15 protein-coding genes and 1 pseudogene are annotated in these 16,411 nt (G+C 73.0%); 11 read left to right on the top strand and 5 right to left on the bottom strand.

Translation table 11 applies throughout. The features are described 5' to 3' along the window. Positions 1 to 4: 4 nt before the first annotated feature. From AB0F82_RS04780 to paaK, 3 genes and pseudogenes are all read right to left on the bottom strand, one after another. On the bottom strand, positions 5 to 859 hold the full coding sequence (locus AB0F82_RS04780) for a YhjD/YihY/BrkB family envelope integrity protein (protein WP_436842033.1): 855 nt from the start codon (positions 857 to 859) through the stop codon (positions 5 to 7). 125 nt (positions 860 to 984) lie between these two features. Further along, positions 985 to 1,104: pseudogene (locus AB0F82_RS04775) on the bottom strand (cytidine deaminase); the annotation flags it as partial. After that, a complete protein-coding gene (paaK, locus tag AB0F82_RS04770; protein ID WP_362624403.1) occupies positions 1,101 to 2,396 on the bottom strand; it encodes a phenylacetate--CoA ligase PaaK in 1,296 nt (431 codons plus the stop codon). The pseudogene AB0F82_RS04775 and the gene paaK, both read right to left, overlap by 4 nt. 115 nt (positions 2,397 to 2,511) lie before the next feature. On the opposite strand from paaK, the gene AB0F82_RS04765 reads away from it, so the two are divergent. Then, positions 2,512 to 3,360, top strand: coding sequence for an alpha/beta fold hydrolase (locus AB0F82_RS04765; RefSeq protein WP_362624053.1), 849 nt, complete (start codon positions 2,512 to 2,514; stop codon positions 3,358 to 3,360). Positions 3,361 to 3,441: 81 nt separating this feature from the next. Here the strand turns inward: AB0F82_RS04765 and AB0F82_RS04760 are convergent, their stop codons facing one another. Continuing rightward, the gene (locus AB0F82_RS04760; RefSeq protein WP_362624050.1) at positions 3,442 to 5,085 is read right to left on the bottom strand and encodes an acyl-CoA synthetase; all 1,644 of its coding nucleotides are present in this window, start codon (positions 5,083 to 5,085) and stop codon (positions 3,442 to 3,444) included. 187 nt (positions 5,086 to 5,272) lie between these two features. Between AB0F82_RS04760 and AB0F82_RS04755 the strand changes: the two genes are divergently transcribed. The 10 genes from AB0F82_RS04755 (at position 5,273) to AB0F82_RS04710 (ending at position 14,512) form a co-directional block, all read left to right on the top strand. Continuing rightward, positions 5,273 to 6,073, top strand: coding sequence for a crotonase/enoyl-CoA hydratase family protein (locus AB0F82_RS04755; RefSeq protein ID WP_362624047.1), 801 nt, complete (start codon positions 5,273 to 5,275; stop codon positions 6,071 to 6,073). Positions 6,074 to 6,248: 175 nt separating this feature from the next. Further along, positions 6,249 to 7,211 carry a Zn-ribbon domain-containing OB-fold protein gene (locus AB0F82_RS04750; RefSeq protein ID WP_362624044.1) on the top strand — a complete coding sequence of 321 codons (963 nt, stop codon included), beginning with the start codon at positions 6,249 to 6,251 and terminating at the stop codon, positions 7,209 to 7,211. Beyond that, a complete protein-coding gene (locus AB0F82_RS04745) occupies positions 7,211 to 8,284 on the top strand; it encodes a thiolase domain-containing protein (RefSeq protein ID WP_356812811.1) in 1,074 nt (357 codons plus the stop codon). The genes AB0F82_RS04750 and AB0F82_RS04745 overlap by 1 nt, the downstream gene beginning before the upstream one ends. Beyond that, positions 8,281 to 9,447 carry a thiolase domain-containing protein gene (locus tag AB0F82_RS04740; protein ID WP_362624040.1) on the top strand — a complete coding sequence of 389 codons (1,167 nt, stop codon included), beginning with the start codon at positions 8,281 to 8,283 and terminating at the stop codon, positions 9,445 to 9,447. The genes AB0F82_RS04745 and AB0F82_RS04740 overlap by 4 nt, the downstream gene beginning before the upstream one ends. A 131-nt stretch (positions 9,448 to 9,578) precedes the next feature. Further along, positions 9,579 to 9,806: a DUF397 domain-containing protein gene (locus AB0F82_RS04735; protein ID WP_390079354.1), complete on the top strand. Its 228-nt coding sequence runs from the start codon at positions 9,579 to 9,581 to the stop codon at positions 9,804 to 9,806. A gap of 65 nt (positions 9,807 to 9,871) precedes the next feature. Further along, positions 9,872 to 10,303, top strand: a complete 432-nt coding sequence (locus AB0F82_RS04730) for an ACT domain-containing protein (RefSeq protein WP_362624036.1) — start codon at positions 9,872 to 9,874, stop codon at positions 10,301 to 10,303. A 123-nt stretch (positions 10,304 to 10,426) separates the two neighbouring features. Then, positions 10,427 to 13,282, top strand: a complete 2,856-nt coding sequence (locus AB0F82_RS04725) for an ATP-binding protein (RefSeq protein ID WP_362624033.1) — start codon at positions 10,427 to 10,429, stop codon at positions 13,280 to 13,282. After that, the gene (locus AB0F82_RS04720) at positions 13,279 to 13,755 is read left to right on the top strand and encodes a maleylpyruvate isomerase N-terminal domain-containing protein (protein ID WP_362624030.1); all 477 of its coding nucleotides are present in this window, start codon (positions 13,279 to 13,281) and stop codon (positions 13,753 to 13,755) included. The genes AB0F82_RS04725 and AB0F82_RS04720 overlap by 4 nt, the downstream gene beginning before the upstream one ends. Before the next feature lie 13 nt (positions 13,756 to 13,768). Then, positions 13,769 to 13,924: a hypothetical protein gene (locus AB0F82_RS04715; RefSeq protein WP_362624027.1), complete on the top strand. Its 156-nt coding sequence runs from the start codon at positions 13,769 to 13,771 to the stop codon at positions 13,922 to 13,924. Positions 13,925 to 14,011: 87 nt separating this feature from the next. Then, the gene (locus AB0F82_RS04710; protein ID WP_362624024.1) at positions 14,012 to 14,512 is read left to right on the top strand and encodes a hypothetical protein; all 501 of its coding nucleotides are present in this window, start codon (positions 14,012 to 14,014) and stop codon (positions 14,510 to 14,512) included. 84 nt (positions 14,513 to 14,596) lie between these two features. Here AB0F82_RS04710 and kstD read toward each other — a convergent pair whose 3' ends face one another. Beyond that, positions 14,597 to 16,390 (bottom strand): 3-oxosteroid 1-dehydrogenase, encoded by a 1,794-nt coding sequence (kstD, locus tag AB0F82_RS04705; RefSeq protein WP_362624021.1) that lies wholly within the window; start codon positions 16,388 to 16,390, stop codon positions 14,597 to 14,599. Between the last annotated feature and the right edge of the window lie 21 nt (positions 16,391 to 16,411).

Here is a 16,411-nt window from a genome sequence, read left to right as displayed (position 1 = left end):
GCCGTCACTCCGGTCCCGGAGGGTGGCGGGCCTCGTCCTCACCAGGGAGGAGACCGCTTCGCCGCAGGCGCCGCAGGGTGAGGTGCTCGTGCACGAGGCGGCCGACGAGCGCGCCGCCGTAGACCACGAAGCCGACGCCGACGAGCCAGGACTGGACGACCAGCAGCGTCCCGAAGGGCCCGTAGGTCACGGCGTTGGACGCGATGAGCGGCGAGAACACCAGCTGCGAGAAGAGCCGCAGCCCGAGCAGCCCGATGCTGGTGGCGACCGCTCCCGGTACCAGGGCCCGCCAGCGCACCCGGCCGCCGAGCAGCAGACGCTGCGAGCCCACGAAGAACAGGCAGGTGCCGAAGAGGTCCCCGAGCGTGCCGAGGGTCGCGCCGAAGGTGTCGTCCGACGGCGCGGGAATCTCCACGAGCAGCGCGAGGTAGCAGACCAGCAGGGCGAGCCAGACCACGTGCCGCCACATGGTGTGCCAGCGGGCGGTCGGCAGGTCCCACACCTTCTCGTAGCCGGTCTGCACGGCCGAGCCGAAGGTCAGGCCGAACACGGTGAGGGCGGCCAGACCGAAGGCCGTGGTCCGCTGCAGCGCCAGGTCCGCCGCGCCGAAGACCATCTCGATCCTGGTCCCCGAGGACTCCGTCACCCCGAGGGCCTGGCCGAGCCAGCGACCGAAGCCGGAGCCGCTCCCGGGCACCGCGGCCGCCACGACCACCAGCAGCGGCACCAGGGTGAGGAACCCGAGGGCCGCGAAGCCCATCGCCCGGTGCATCAGCTCCATCTCCCGGCCGCGGCTCCAGGCCAGCCCGACGTAGGAGCCCTGGAGCCGGAGGTGCAGCCACCGGAGGGTCGAGGTCACGCCTCATGCACTACCCGGACGGGCCCGCCGGCTCCCGGGAGCCGGACCGAATTGGGCCCGAAGGGGTGGTTTCGTCCCTCCGCTCCGGTTCCGGCGTCACACCCGGCTCGCGGGCGCCGCGTCCCGCCGTCCTGCGCGCGGGCGGCGGCCGCCATGGTGTGGTTGCCGCCCCGGCAGCGGGTGCGGGCGACGTCGGCCGCCGCCTCGATGAGTTCGTGGTCGACGTGGCGGTTCGGGGTGGTCACCTTCGCAGGTCGACCAGTCTTTTGATCTTGCCAACCGAGCGCTCCAGGGTCTCCGGGTCGACCACCTCGACCCGGACGGAAACGCCGACGCCCGCCTTGACCGCCTGGACCACATCGGCCGCCGCCGCCTCCCGCAGGGCGGCGTCCGAATCCCGGCGGGCCTCCACCCGGACCGTGAGGGTGTCCATCCGGCCCTCCCGGGCCAGCCTCAGCTGGAAGTGCGGTGCCAGCCCCGGTGTCCGCAGCAGGATCTCCTCGATCTGGGTCGGGTAAAGGTTCACCCCGCGCAGGATGATCATGTCGTCACTGCGGCCCGTGATCTTCTCCATCCGCCGGAAGGCCGGCCGGGCCGTGCCGGGGAGCAGCCGCGTCAGGTCCCGGGTGCGGTAGCGGACGACCGGCATGGCCTCCTTGGTGAGGGAGGTGAACACCAGCTCCCCCAGCTCGCCCTCCGGCAGCACCGCGCCCGTCAGTGGATCGACCACCTCGGGATAGAAGTGGTCCTCCCAGATGTGCAGGCCGTCCTTGGTCTCGACGCATTCCTGCGCCACGCCGGGCCCGATGACCTCGGACAGGCCGTAGATGTCCACCGCGTCCATGTCGAGGCGCTCCTCGATCTCCCGGCGCATCTCCTCGGTCCACGGCTCCGCACCGAAGATCCCCGTCCGCAGCGAGGTGGTGCGCGGGTCGATGCCCTGGCGCTCCATCTCGTCCAGCAGGGTCAGCATGTAGGAGGGCGTCACCATGATGACCTCCGGCCGGAAGTCCTCGATGAGCCGGACCTGGCGGTCCGTCATCCCGCCCGAGGCGGGCACGACCGTGCAGCCGAGGCGCTCGGCGCCGTAGTGCGCGCCGAGGCCGCCCGTGAACAGGCCGTAGCCGTAGGCGATGTGGACGATCTGGCCGGGTCTGCCTCCGGCCGCGCGTATCGAACGGGCCATGACGTCGGACCAGGTGGAGAGGTCCCCGTCGGTGTAACCGACGACGGTCGGACGGCCGGTGGTGCCACTGGAGGCGTGGATGCGGCGCACCTCGGAACGCGGCACCGCGAACATGCCGAAGGGGTACTGGTCGCGCAGATCGGCCTTGGTCGTGAGGGGGAACAGCGAGAGGTCGGCCAGGGAGCGGCAGTCGTCCGGATGCACACCCGCCTTGTCGAAGGCCTGCCGGTAGAACGGCACCCGCTCGTACGCACGGTGAAGGGCCGCCCGCAGCCGGATGAGCTGCAGGGCTGCCAGCTCGTCGCGGCTCAGCCGCTCGCCTTCGTCGCGGAATCCCGCCTGCGCCGCCATGCCGTCACCCCATCGTGAGTAGGCCAAGGTCCCGACCGATCATTCGGTAGATTGCCAGGACTCCGCAGGTTAAATCAATGACTCGAACGAGTGATCGTCTGATCTCATGGCCTCCATGCCGATCTTCTCCGCCTACGACGGGACCGAACTCGCCTACCGAACCCTGGGGGAAGGGCCGCCGCTGGTCTGCCTCCCCGGCGGGGCCATGCGCGCCTCGCGCTACCTGGGGGACCTCGGGGGACTGGCCGCCGGCCGCACTCTGATCCTCCTCGACCTGCGCGGCACCGGCGACTCCGCGGTGCCGGCCGACGAGTCGACGTACCGCGTGGACCACCAGGTCGCCGACGTGGAGGCGCTCCGCGCCCACCTGTACCTCGAGCGCATGGACCTCCTGGCCCACTCCGCCGCCGGCAACCTGGCCCTGCTGTACGCGGCCGCGCACCCGCAGCGGCTGGGCCGGACGGTCCTCGTCACCCCCACCGCCTGGGTACTGGACCTCGCGAGCACCGCGGAGGACCGGCTGGCGGCGGCCCGCCTCAGGGCGGGGACCGAGCCGTACGACACGGCCCTCGAGGCCTACGGGCGCATCCTCGGCGGCGCCGACACGGACGAGAACTGGGACCGTGCGGCGCCCCTCTTCTACGGCCGCTGGGACGGGACCGCCCGGGCCCACTACGCCGCGGGTGAGCACGAGCAGAACGAGAAGGCGGCCGCGGCCTTCGCCGGCCCCGGCGCCTGCGACCCGCCCGCCACCCGCGCGGCCCTGCGCCGGTTCGCGGGGGAGACGCTGGTGCTGGCGGGCGAACTCGACGGCAACCCGCCCCCCGGGCTCGCGGAGCGGATCGCGCAGACGTTGCCCGCCGGGCTCCTCGACGTCCAGCCCGCCGCCGCGCACTTCCCGTGGCTGGACGACCCCGCCCGCTTCACGGCGCGCGTCGAGCGCTTCCTGGCGGCCGGAACCTGAACGGCGGGCGGGCAGAGGCAGCGGGCGGGCCCGGATCGAGGCCGCGCCGTGCGCGGCGCCGATCCGGACCCGCCCGCGGTCTCAGCGCGCCGTTCCCGTGCCGGTGTCCGCCTCCGTCGCCACCGCCTTCGCCCACCGGTAGTCCGCTTTGCCGCTCGGGGAACGCTGTACGGCAGGGGTGATGACCAGCTGCCGCGGGATCTTGTAACCCGCCAGCCGGGTGCGGCAGTGGCTCTGGATCGCGTCCAGCGTCGGCGCCTCGGCTCCCGGCCTCACCTGCACCACCGCCGCCACGTGGCTGCCCCAGGTCGGGTCCGGGACCCCGGCCACCAGGGCGTCGTACACGTCGGGATGCGACTTCAGCGCCTGCTCGACCTCTTCCGGATAGACCTTCTCGCCGCCCGTGTTGATGCACTGCGAGCCGCGGCCGAGCACGGTGACGATGCCCTGCTCGTCGACCGTCGCCATGTCACCGAGGAGCACCCAGCGCTCCCCGCCCTTCCGGAAGAAGGTGTCGGCGGTCTTCTCCGGGTCGTTGTAGTAGCCGAGCGGCACGTGGCCGCGCTGTGCGAGGCGCCCCGGCTCGCCGACCGCCACCGGCTCGTGCGTCACCGGGTCCACCACCTGCGTACGGTCGTTGACCTCCAGTCGGAAGCCCTTCTCCGGGCCGGAGTCGTCCGTGGCCCGGCCGTTGGACCCGGATTCCGAGGAACCGAAGTTGTTCAGGAGCAGGACGTTCGGCACCAGCCTCTGGAATTCGGCGCGCACCGTCTCGGACATGATCGCCCCGGACGAGGAGACGCTGAAGAGCGACGACAGGTCGGTCCCCCGCAGCGGACCGTTCAGGGCGTCGATGAGCGGCCGCAGCATCGCGTCGCCGACCAGCGACACGCTCGACACCTTCTCCTTCTCGATCGTGCGCAGCACCTCCTCGGGAGCGTACTTGCGGTGGATGACCACCCGCTGGCCGTAGTTGAAGGCGATGAACGAGGTCAGCGTCGACGTCCCGTGCATCAGGGGGGGAGCCGGGAAGAAGGTGAGCCCGGCGCCGCGCGCCGCCACCCGTTCCGCCAGCTCCTCCGGCCGCTTCACCGGCTCGCCCGAGGGCTCGCCGCCGAAGAGGCCCGCGAAGAAGAGGTCCTCGGCCCGCCACATGACGCCCTTGGGCAAGCCCGTGGTGCCGCCGGTGTAGATGATGAACAGGTCGTCGGCGCTGCGCGCCGGGAACCCGCGCCCGGGCGACCCCGCCGCCTCCGCGTCCGCGTAGGCGACCGGTGTGATCGACGGCTCCGGGGCCCCCTCGGGCACCTCGCCGACCCGGATGAGGTGGCGCAGCTTCGGGGTCTTGGGCAGCGCGGCCGCCACCCGCCCGGTGAACTCGCCCTCGAAGACGAGCGCGGCGAGATCGGCGTCGTTGTAGAGGTAGACCAACTCCTCCTCGACGTACCGGTAATTGACGTTCACCGGGACCAGCCGGGCCTTCAGGCAGGCCAGGACGGTCTGGAGGTACTCGATCCCGTTGTAGAGGTGCAGGCCCAGGTGCTCACCGGCCGCCAGGCCGCTGTCCAGCAGGTGGTGTGCGATCCGGTTCGCCGCCGTGTCCAGCTCCGCGTACGTGAGGCGGCGCTCGGCGCCCGTACCGGGGTGGTCCACGTACACGAGGGCCTCACGGTCCGGGACCACGTCCACGACCGACTCGAACAGGTCGGCAAGGTTGTACTCCACCGTTCCTCCTGACCCCGTTGTTCCCGATGACTGGCCCCGTGGCCCGCTGCTCGGCGGTTATTAGAGCGCCGAGGCCGGCAACTGGGAAGGGGCGCCGCCCAAGAAATCTGACTGGGTGTCAGAAAACTATTGAACTGCACCCTCCCCTACTGCAACCTGTTCTAGGTCTTGAGACGGGAGGACGGCAATGGGTGGGACGGAACACCTGACCGTGGAACGCCGCGGCGCCACGCTGGTGCTCACCATGAACAGGCCCGAGGCGAAGAACGCGCTCTCGCTGCCGCTGCTGGTGGGACTGTACGACGGCTGGCTGGAGGCGGACGCCGACCACGGGATCCGCTCCGTGGTCCTGACCGGCGCGGGCGGCGACTTCTGCGCCGGCATGGACCTCAAGGCCCTGGCTGGCAAGGGCATGGCGGGGGACCGGTACCGGGACCGCCTCAAGGCCGACCCCGACCTGCACTGGAAGGCGATGCTCCGCCACCACCGGCCGCGCAAGCCGGTGATCGCGGCGGTGGAGGGCTACTGCGTGGCCGGCGGCACCGAGATCCTCCAGGGCACCGACATCCGGGTGGCGGCCCAGGGCGCCACCTTCGGGCTCTTCGAGGTCAAGCGCGGTCTCTTCCCGATCGGCGGCTCCACGGTGCGGCTGCCCCGGCAGATCCCGCGCACGCACGCCCTGGAGATGCTGCTGACCGGACGCCCGTACTCCGCCGAGGAGGCCGCGCGGATCGGGCTCGTCGGGCGGGTCGTCCCGGACGGGACGGCGCTCGACGCCGCACTGGAGATCGCCGAGCAGGTCAACGCGTGCGGGCCGCTCGCGGTGGAGGCGGTCAAGGCGTCGGTCTATGAGACCGCGGGGCTGACGGAACGGGAGGGGTTGGCGTCGGAACTCCTGCGCGGGTGGCCGGTCTTCGACACGGCCGATGCGAAGGAGGGGGCGCGGGCCTTCGCGGAGAAGCGGCCCGCGGTGTACCGGCGCGAGTAGTCCGGCCGGGCCGGGCCCGAACCCGTGGCCGCGCCTCGCCCGTGCCCGGGTGCGGCGCCGCTGCCGGGGGCGCCGCCCCGGACCCCCGCGCCTCAAACGCCCGCGGAGCTGGAAGAGCACGCTTCAGCGCCGCCCGGGCTGACATCACCGGAACCAACCGCATCGGAGAGCCACCATGACAGCTGCCTCCCCGCCGGAGGTGCTCCGCGCGCCTCTCGTCGTCGAGTTCCCCTTCACCCGGTCCCTCGGGCCCGTCCAGAGCGCCTTCTTCAGCGGTCTGCGCGACAGCGTCGTCCTCGGCGTGAAAACCGCGGACGGCAGGGTGGTGGTCCCGCCCGTCGAGTACGACCCCGTCACCTCCGAGGAGATCCGCGAGCTCGTCGAGGTCGCCGCCACCGGCACGGTCACCACCTGGGCCTGGAACGACCGGCCGCGCCCCCACCAGCCCCTGGACACGCCCTTCGCCTGGGTCCTGGTCAAGCTCGACGGCGCCGACACCGCCCTCCTGCACGCCCTCGACGCCCCCGGCCCCGAAGCGGTGCGCACCGGTATGCGCGTCCGTGTCCGCTGGGCCGCCGAACGTACCGGCGCCATCACCGACATCGCCTGCTTCGAGCCGTACGACGGGCCCTCCCCCGAAGCCGGGCCCGCCCCGCACGGCGGCGTCTTCGAGAACCCCGTCACCGGCATCGTCGCCGAGGCCCGCCTGGACTACGTCTACAGCCCCGGCCGCGCCCAGACCGCCTACATCAACGCCCTCTCCGAACAGCGGACCGTCGGCGAGCGCTGCCCCTCCTGCCACAAGGTGTACGTCCCGCCCCGCGGCGCCTGCCCCACCTGCGGGGTCGCCACCACCGACCACGTCGAGGTCGGCCCGGCCGGCACCGTCACCACCTTCTGCATCGTCAACATCAAAGCCAAGAACCTTGACATCGAAGTCCCCTACGTCTACGCCCACATCGCCCTCGACGGCGCCGGCCTCGCCCTCCACGGCCGGATCGGCGGCATCCCGTACGACCAGGTCCGCATGGGCCTGCGCGTCGAGCCCGTCTGGACCGAAGGCGGCCGCCACCCCGACCACTACCGCCCCACCGGCGAGCCGGACGCGGACTACGACGCGTACAAGGAGCTCATCTGATGGCCGAGCCCCGGACGAGCAGGTACGCACGCGACGTGGCCGTCGTCGCCTTCGCGCAGAGCGACCACCTGCGCCGCACCGACGAGCTCAGCGAAGTCGAGATGGTCATGCCGGTCCTCCACCAGGTGCTGGCCGCCACCGGACTGAAGGCCGGCGAGATCGGCTTCACCTGCTCCGGCTCCAGCGACTACCTGGCGGGCCGCGCCTTCTCCTTCACCATGACCCTCGACGGGGTCGGCGCCTGGCCGCCGATATCCGAGTCCCACGTCGAGATGGACGGCGCGTGGGCCCTCTACGAGGCCTGGGTCAAGATCCAGACCGGCGAGGCCGACACCGCCCTGGTCTACTCGTACGGGAAGTCCTCGCCCGGATCCGTACGCGACGTCCTCACCCGCCAGCTCGACCCGTACTACCTCGCCCCGCTCTGGCCCGACTCGGTGGCCCTCGCCGCCCTCCAGGCCCAGGCGCTCGTCGACGCGGGCGAGACCGACGAGCCCGCCCTGGCAGCCATCGCGGCGCGCAGCCGGACCGACGCCGGGGCCAACCCGCACGCCCAGCTGCGCGGCGCCGTCCCACAGGGCGACTACCAGGTCCGGCCGCTGCGTACCGGCGACTGCCCGCCCGTCGGCGACGGCGTGGCCGCGGTGGTCCTGGCCGCCGGAGACCTCGCGCGGCAGCTGTGCGAACGCCCTGCCTGGATCACCGGCATCGACCACCGCATCGAAGCCCACGGCCTGGGCCTGCGCGACCTCACCGACTCCCCGTCCACCCGGATCGCGGCGCAGCACGCCGGACTCTTCGACGCCCCCGTGGACACGGCGGAACTGCACGCGCCGTTCTCCTCCCAGGAGGTGGTGCTCCGCAAGGCCCTCGGGCTCGGAGACACCGTCGCCGTCAACCCCTCCGGCGGGGCACTCGCCGCCAACCCGATGATGGCCGCCGGCCTCATCCGCATCGGCGAGGCGGCCGCACGCATCCACCGCGGCGCATCCGACCGGGCCGTCGCCCACGCCACCTCCGGCCCCTGCCTCCAGCAGAACCTGGTCGCCGTCCTGGAAGGGGACGCAAGGTGAGTAAAGAGCCCGTGGCCGTCGTCGGTATCGGCCAGACCAAGCACGTGGCCGCCCGCCACGACGTGTCCATCGCCGGACTCGTACGCGAGGCCGCCACGCGCGCCCTCGCCGACGCCGAACTGACCTGGGCCGACGTCGACGCGGTCGTCATCGGCAAGGCCCCCGACTTCTTCGAGGGGGTGATGATGCCGGAGCTGTACCTGGCGGACGCGCTCGGCGCCGTCGGCAAGCCGATGCTGCGCGTGCACACGGCCGGCTCGGTCGGCGGATCCACCGCGCTCGTCGCCGCCAACCTCGTCTCGGCCCGCGTCCACCGCACCGTCCTCACCCTCGCCTTCGAGAAGCAGTCCGAATCGAACGCCATGTGGGGGCTCTCCCTTCCCGTCCCCTTCCAGCAGCCGCTGCTCGCCGGCGCCGGCGGCTTCTTCGCCCCGCACGTGCGCGCGTACATGCGGCGCACCGGCGCGCCGGACGGGGTCGGCTCGCTGGTGGCGTACAAGGACCGGCGCAACGCGCTGAAGAATCCCTACGCGCACCTGCACGAGCACGACATCACGCTGGAGAAGGTCCAGGCCTCGCCGATGCTGTGGGACCCGATCCGCTACTCCGAGACCTGCCCGTCCTCCGACGGCGCGTGCGCGATGGTCCTCACCGACCGGGCGGGCGGGGCCCGTTCGCCGAAGCCGCCCGCCTGGGTGCACGGCGGGGCGATGCGCAGCGAACCCACCCTCTTCGCCGGCAAGGACTTCGTCTCCCCGCAGGCCGGCAAGGATTGCGCCGCCGACGTCTACCGGCAGGCCGGGATCACCGACCCGCGCCGGGAGATCGACGCCGTCGAGATGTACGTGCCGTTCTCCTGGTACGAGCCGATGTGGCTGGAGAACCTGGGCTTCGCCGAGGAGGGCGAGGGCTGGAAGCTCACCGAGGCCGGAGTCACCGAGATCGACGGGGACCTTCCGGTCAACCCGTCGGGCGGCGTGCTGTCCACCAACCCGATCGGCGCGTCCGGAATGATCCGCTTCGCCGAGGCGGCCCTCCAAGTCCGCGGCCAGGCCGGGGAACACCAGGTTCCGGGAGCCCGCCGGGCACTGGGGCACGCCTACGGCGGCGGCGCGCAGTTCTTCGCCATGTGGCTGGTGGGGGCGCAGGAGCCCGCCACCTGAACGCGGCCGTCGCCCCCGCCGGGTGCCGGACCGGTCACGAGTGACTCACCGTGGCCTGTGCGGCACCCGCCGCGATGGTTAACCTGGCCCCCGGACGACGTACCGGGAGGAGCACGCACGTGGCCGAGAGCATGACTTCACAGCCCCTCGCTGGCTGGGGGAAGCCGGACCTCGATCTCACCGAGGCGGATTGGCGGTCGAGCAGCCGGGGAGCGGGCGACGTCCAGATCGCCTTCGTCGAGGGCTTCATCGCGATGCGCAACAGCGAGCGCCCCGAAAGCCCCTCCCTGATCTTCTCACCGGACGAATGGCACAAGTTCGTGCTGAACGCCCGGGGCGGGGAGTTCGACCTCACCTGACCGCCCGCCACCGCCCCGCCCGCCCCGCCGGGGAGGGCGGGGCCGGCTGCCCGGCGGGGGAGCCGATGTGTGATCGGTGGGGTTGCCGCACGAGTGGAGCGAGCGAGCTGCGGAAACCGCTGAGCGGGATGCGACCCGAGCTGAACGACGGCGTGTACGTGTTCTGCACCGTCCCCGGGGCCGCCGTTCCCGCCGGGACCGCCCCCGTCGCCACCGTCCCGGAACCCGAGGGCCTCACCCTCGTCCTGCGCCAGGAGGACGCCGGCGCCGCCGGTCTCGCCCACGACTGCACCGCCGGGTGGATCACCTTGCGGATCCACTCCGCGCTCGACGCCGTCGGCATCACCGCGGCCTTCGCCGCCGAACTCGGCTCCCACGGCCTGAGCTGCAACGTCATCGCCGGATACCACCACGACCACCTCTTCGTGGCGGCCGACCGGGCCGCCGAGGCCGTGGCCGTCCTCGAAGGCCTCGCGACACGTTCCGGGCAGGACTGATCGCCCTCGGCCCCTTCCCGGAACCCCGTCGGAAAAGAAGATCGGATTCTTTCCGACAGTGACCCACCCCGCGATGTGCGCGGGCGTACGCTGATCTCCCAGAACGCCTGGGGGGTACCAGCCATGACGGACCACAGGACGCGCATGCGGCGCACCATGGTCGAACGCGATGCCGAACTCGCGATCGTCGACGAGGCCCTGGACCAGCTCACCGGTCCCGGGCCGGAGGCCGGCGGCACGCTGCTGGCCTTCTCCGGTCCCGCCGGCCTCGGCAAGACCACCGTGCTCGCCGAACTGCGCCGACGCGCCCACGCCCGCTCCTGCACCGTCCTCGCCGCACGCGGCGGCGAACAGGAGCAGAGCCAGCCCTTCCACGTCGCCCGCCAGCTCATCCAGCCCCAGCTGGCCGGCACCTCCGAGCAGGAACTGCGCGCCGCCCTCGGGAGCTGGTACTCCATCGTCGGCCCCGCCCTCGGACTCTGCGCCCCCGAACAGGGCGCCCCGCCCGACCCCCAGGGCCTGCGAGACGGCCTCGACTGGGTCCTCACCCACCTCGTCGTCAAACGCGCCCCCGTCACCCTCGTCCTCGACGACGCGCACTGGGCCGACCCCGAGTCCCTGAGCTGGCTCGCCGCCTTCGCCCCGCGCGCCGAACACCTCCCGCTGCTCCTCGTCGTCGCCTACCGGCCCGACGAACTGCCCGCGCACGCCGACGCCTTCCGTACGCTGCCCGGCCGGGCGGGACAGGCCCCGCTGCCGCTCGCCCCGCTCACCCCGGCCGCCGTCGCCGCCCTGGTCCGCGAGGCCCTCGGCGACCACGCCGACGACGCGTTCTGCAAGGAAGCCTGGGCCGTCACCACCGGCAACCCCTTCGAAGCCGTCGAGCTCACCGCCAAGGTCCGCGGCAGGGGACTGCGGCCCGTCGAGGAGAACGCCCCGCAGCTGGCCGACCTCGCCGCCGCCCAGCGCGGCAGCGGCCTCGTCGCCCGACTCGAACGCCTCGGCCCCTCCACCGTCCGCTTCGCCTGGGCCTGCGCCGTCCTCGGCACCGCCATCCCGCAGGACATCGCCGCCCGGGTCGCCGCCCTCGGCACCGAGGAGGCCGCGGGCGCCACCGCACGCCTGCGCGACGCCCGCATCCTGTCCGCCGCCGGGTCCCCGTCCGACCACGAACCCGAGACCGGGCTGGAGTTCGTCCACCCCCTCATCGCCACCGCCATCTACCGTGCCATCCCCGACGCACTGCGCGTCGCCCTGCACGGGAAGGCCGCGGCGGCCGTCGTCGACGCGGGCCTCGGCTCCTCCGCCGCCGCCCGCCACCTGCTGGAGACCCACCCCGAGAACGACCCCTGGGTGGTGCGCACCCTGCGCGAGGCCGCCGGGGAGAACCTCCGCGCCGGAGCCCCCGACGCCGCCCGCCGCCAGCTCGCCCGCGCCCTGCGCGAGCCGCCCGACTTCGACGAACGAGCCGCCGTACTGTACGAACTGGGCTGCGCCTCACTGCTGACCGAGCCCGCCAACACCGTCAACCACCTGCGGGCGGCCCTCGCCGAGCCCATCGACGACCCGGCCCTGCGCCAGGGCATCGTCATCCGGCTCGCCCAGGTCCTCGCGCACAGCGACCGCCTCGCCGAGGCCTCCGAATCGCTCGCCCGCGAGATCGCCCGGACCCCGGACGTACGCGCCCGCCTGCGGCTGCAGTCCGAGCAGTTCATGTGGGACGCCTTCAACGCCGCGGAGACCGACTCCCCGGCCCGCTCCCGGCGCCTCGCCCGGCTCGCCGACCGCCTCACGGGCCGCGACCTCACCGAGCGGTACGTGATCGCACTGCGCGCCTGGGACGCCTGCCTGCGGGGCGAACCGGTGGACGTGGTGCTGCACCACGCCGGCCGGGTCCTGGAGCGCCCCTTCAGCTGGGCCCACGAGGACCGCGGCTTCGAGGCCCCGGTGCTCGCCGCCATGGTCCACATGTACGCCGACCGCCCCGGCCGGGCGGAGGAGCTGTTCGAGGCGGGCACCGCCGAGTTCGAGCGCCAGGGCTGGCGCGGTGCGCACCTGTCCTTCGCGTACAGCCTGCGCGCCTACATCCGCTACCGGCGCGGCCGACTCGTGGAGGCCGAGGAACTCGCCCGCTCCGGACTGCGCCTCGCCGAACGCGTGGGCCGGCGCACCCCCGTGCACTGGTACGCCATAGCGATCCTCCTCACGACCCTGCTCGCCCGGGGCCGCGTCGACGAGGCCTGGGAGCTCGCACAGGAGCACGAGTTCGGCGCCCCCTTCCCGGCCGCCGTGGTCTTCCCCGACTCGCAGACCGTCTACGCCGAACTGCTGCTCGCCCGTGGCGAGATGCGCGCGGCCGTCGTCGAACTGGAGTCGGTGGACGGGCGGCTGACGCCGCGCGGGATCCAGAACCCGGCCTGGTGCCCGTGGCAGCTGCACCTCGCGCGGGCCGTCGCCGCGGACGATCCGCAGCGGGCCCGCGCCCTCGCGGCCGACGCCGTCCGACGGGCCAGGGCCTTCGGTGCCTCCTCCGCCATCGGCCAGGCCCTGAGGGTGGCGGCGGAGGTCGCCGCGCCACAGGACCGCACCGAACTCCTCCGAGAGGCGGTCACCCTGCTTTCGGCGTCACCCGCCGGCTATGAACTCGCCCGCGCCCTGGCCGCCCTGGGCTTCGGGCTGCGCGACCCGGACCTGCTGACGGCGGCCGTGGTCACGGCCCGGGAGTGCGGTGCCGACCGGCTGGTGGAGGAGGCGACCGAGATCCTCACGGGCATGGGCGGCACCCTGCCCGCCGCGCCGCCCCGAGCGGACTGGGTCACCGAGGAGGAGATCCGGGCCGCCGACCTGGCCGTGCGGTCCGAGAAGGACCCCGGGCCGGCGTCCCCGGACTGGGCGCTGTCGGCCGCCTGCCGCAAACTCGGCACCGACCGGTCCGGGCTGCGCGCCGCACTGGAGGCGTTCGCCCGTAGCTCAACGTGATCGCAGCCCCCGCCCGGCGGCCAGGACGCACCCCATGGATCACATCGACAGAGTCCCCCTGCTCCGAACGGCTGACGACCCCGCCGGACCCCGCCGGACTCACACCCCCCGGGATCCCCGACGACCCGGACGCGCTGACCCACTGGTTCGCCCAATGCGCGCGGGAGCCGGCGGAGCTCCTGCGCGAGCTGGGGCCGGACACCCCCGTATGGACCCGGTCGACCGAGCAGACCTCGGGTTTCCGGCTGCGGATGCAGCTCATCGAGCCGGCCGTCCACCGGTGGGACGCCGAATCCGCGACCGGAACCCCCGGCCCCCTCGCCCCGGACGTCGCCGCGGACGCCGTGACCCACACGATCGAGGTGATGGCTCCGGTGCCGCGGCCGGCGGCAGGCACCGCCGGGCGCGGGGGAGACGTACCGCTTCCGGCGTACCGACGGTCCGCAATGCTGGACGGTCCTCTTCTCGGGTGACGATGCCCGCACGGTGCCCGGTCTCACCGCACCGGCGGACGTCGAGGCCGCGGGCACGGCCTGCGACCTCGCCCTGCTCCTCCGGGGCCGCGTTCCGCCCGCGGCCCTGCGCGTCGAAGGCGACGCCGGCCTGCTCACGTACTGGTTCACCCTGGTCCCACCGGTATGACGACCCGGGCGTCCCGGCCCGGCCCGGCAGGCCCCCGGATGCGGACCCCCGGGCCGGAAAACCCGCGCGGCCACGTACCATGGCCGCATGTCCTTCCTCCGCCGCCACCGCGCCGCCACACCCGCCGGCCCGGACTTCGATGTCCTGGCCATGGACCCGGGGGACTGGCCGGGCAATCTCGGGGCCGGGCTGCTGCCCGCGCCCGACGGCAGCTGCCAGGGGGTCTTCCTCCGCTACGACCTGTTCGGCGGACGCGGCCCCGCGATGATCATCGGAAACCTCCCCGAGGGATCCCCGGCCCGGGACCTCACCGACGACCAGGTCCCCTTCGAGGTGGCCCAGCTCCTCGACGCGCTGGAGAACGACGAGGACGTCGAGGTCACGGGCGTCGAGGACTGCCCCGTCATGCAGGGCGACAACCTCCTCATCGTCCGGAAGATCAAGCTGTCGGAGTCCCGCATCTCCTGCGTGCAGTTCGACCGCAGCGACAACGTGCTGGTCACCATCGCCAGCTGGGACCGCCCGATCACCGATGACCTCTACGCCCTCCTGAAGCCGCTCCCCGCCGAGCTCTTCCAGCAGGGCTGACGCCCTCGGCCAAGGCCGACCGGCCCCCTCCGCCCCCCAGGCCGGGCCCCGGGCCGAGCGCTGCCCGGCCCCGAGCCCGTCACGTCACGCGTCCGCGATGTCGTTGGCCGCCACGTAGCCGAACGTCATCGCGGGGCCGATCGTCGACCCGGCCCCCGCGTAGCTGTGGCCCATCACCGCGGCGCTGGCGTTGCCCGCCGCGTACAGGCCGCGGATCACCGACCCGTCCGCCCGAAGCGCCCGGGCCCGCGCGTCCGTGACGATGCCGCCCTTCGTACCGAGATCCCCCGGCACGATCTTGAACGCGTAGAACGGCGGCACCCAGACCGGCGCCAGGCACGAGTTCGGCAGCACGTTCGGGTCCGTGTAGTAGTGGTCGTACGCGGTGTCGCCCCGGTGGAAGTCGGAATCGGTGCCGCTCCACGCCTGCGCGTTGAACCTGCCCAGCGTCGCCCGCAGCGCACCCGCCGGTACGCCGATCTGGCCCGCCAGCGCGTCCCACGTCCACGCCTTCTTCGCCGCGCCCGCCTGGTACCACGAGTCCGGGAAGGGCAGCGTCGGCAGGATGTCCTTGAACAGGTACTTGTTGCGGTAGTTCTGATCCACGATCAGCCACGCCGGAATGTGCGAGCCGACCGCGCCCCGGTCCTTCTCGTACATCACGTGCACCACGTCGCTGTACGGCGCCGCCTCGTTGACGAACCGCGTGCCGTTCGCATTCACGATCAGCCCGCCCGGCAGGGTCCGTTCGGCCAGACAGAAGTACGGCTCCCCGGGCAGCGGGATCGACGGACCCCACCAGGCGTCTTCCATGAGGGCCAGCGAAGCCCCGGCCCGCCGGCCCGCCAGGATGCCGTCGCCCGTGTTCTCCTTCGCGCCAACCGACCACTGCGTGCCGATCGGCTGCTGCTGGTACTGGGCCCGCATCGCCGCGTTGTGCTCGAAGCCGCCCGAGCCGACGACCACCCCCTTGCGGGCCCGTACGACACCCCGCACACCCTCCTTGTCGACCACCACCCCGGTGACGGCGCCGCCCTCCTGGACCAGATCCACCAAGGGGCTGTTCAGCCAGAGCGGCACCCCGGCCCGCTGGAGTCCCGCCCGCAGTCCGGCCGCCAGGGCCTGGCCCATCGTCAGCGGCTTCTCACCGCGCAGCGCGGCCTTCGTACCGCGCGCCAGGCACTCGGTGGACACGGCCAGGCCCCTGGCGCTCACCGCCGCGAGGTTCAGCCACTTGTAATCCTGGCTGAAGACCACCATTCCGGCCGGCACCGGCATGTACGCCGGGTTCAGGCGGGCCAGTTCCCCTCCGAGGACGTTCCCGTCGATCTGGTCCGGCTCGATCGACCGGCCGTTCGCCAGCCCGCCGGGCAGGTTCGGGTAGTAGTCGCTGTACCCCTCCATGAAGCGGAACCTCAGCGGGCTGTTGGCCATCACGAAGTCCAGCATGCGGGGTCCGTGGGCGAGGAAGGCGGCCTGGCGGTCGGCCGGCACCTCGGGCCCCACGACGGCCGCGAGGTACGCCGCCGCCTTCTGCGGGGTGTCCGGCACCCCCGCGGCCAGGATCACCGCATTGTTCGGCAGCCAGATACCGGCTCCGGAGCGGGCGGCCGAACCGCCGAAGGTCGGGGCCTTCTCGACCACCAGCACGCTCAGCCCGCGCTTCGCGGCGGTGAGCGCGGCCGTCATCCCGGCTGCCCCGGAACCGACCACCACCACGTCGTACTCGCCGAACTGCGCCCCGGCCTGGACGCCGTCGGCCCGCGCCGCGCCGGACGGCAGCACGGTGGCGGCGAGCACCCCGGCCCCCGTACCGGCGAGGACGGCGCGTCTGGACGGGAGGGGGGCGGGGGACGTGCGTGAAGCGCTTGCGGACATGGGCAGGCTCCAGCGGTGTGG

Origin of the sequence: Streptomyces virginiae (genome assembly GCF_040638905.1) — a bacterium.
Taxonomy (GTDB): Bacteria; Actinomycetota; Actinomycetes; order Streptomycetales; family Streptomycetaceae; genus Streptomyces; species Streptomyces virginiae_B.
The sequence above is the reverse complement of the archived record's forward strand: the minus strand, read 5'-3'. Positions and strand labels throughout refer to the sequence as shown.

Excerpts from the sequence above, each read along its gene's own strand:
- paaK (WP_362624403.1), bottom strand. The coding sequence starts at position 2,396 with ATGGCGGCGCAGGCGGGATTCCGCGACGAAGGCGAGCGGCTGAGCCGC.
- AB0F82_RS04765 (WP_362624053.1), top strand. The coding sequence starts at position 2,512 with ATGCCGATCTTCTCCGCCTACGACGGGACCGAACTCGCCTACCGAACC.
- AB0F82_RS04755 (WP_362624047.1), top strand. The coding sequence starts at position 5,273 with ATGGGTGGGACGGAACACCTGACCGTGGAACGCCGCGGCGCCACGCTG.
- AB0F82_RS04750 (WP_362624044.1), top strand. The coding sequence starts at position 6,249 with ATGACAGCTGCCTCCCCGCCGGAGGTGCTCCGCGCGCCTCTCGTCGTC.
- AB0F82_RS04745 (WP_356812811.1), top strand. The coding sequence starts at position 7,211 with ATGGCCGAGCCCCGGACGAGCAGGTACGCACGCGACGTGGCCGTCGTC.
- AB0F82_RS04735 (WP_390079354.1), top strand. The coding sequence starts at position 9,579 with ATGACTTCACAGCCCCTCGCTGGCTGGGGGAAGCCGGACCTCGATCTC.
- AB0F82_RS04730 (WP_362624036.1), top strand. The coding sequence starts at position 9,872 with ATGTGTGATCGGTGGGGTTGCCGCACGAGTGGAGCGAGCGAGCTGCGG.
- AB0F82_RS04725 (WP_362624033.1), top strand. The coding sequence starts at position 10,427 with ATGACGGACCACAGGACGCGCATGCGGCGCACCATGGTCGAACGCGAT.
- AB0F82_RS04710 (WP_362624024.1), top strand. The coding sequence starts at position 14,012 with ATGTCCTTCCTCCGCCGCCACCGCGCCGCCACACCCGCCGGCCCGGAC.
- kstD (WP_362624021.1), bottom strand. The coding sequence starts at position 16,390 with ATGTCCGCAAGCGCTTCACGCACGTCCCCCGCCCCCCTCCCGTCCAGA.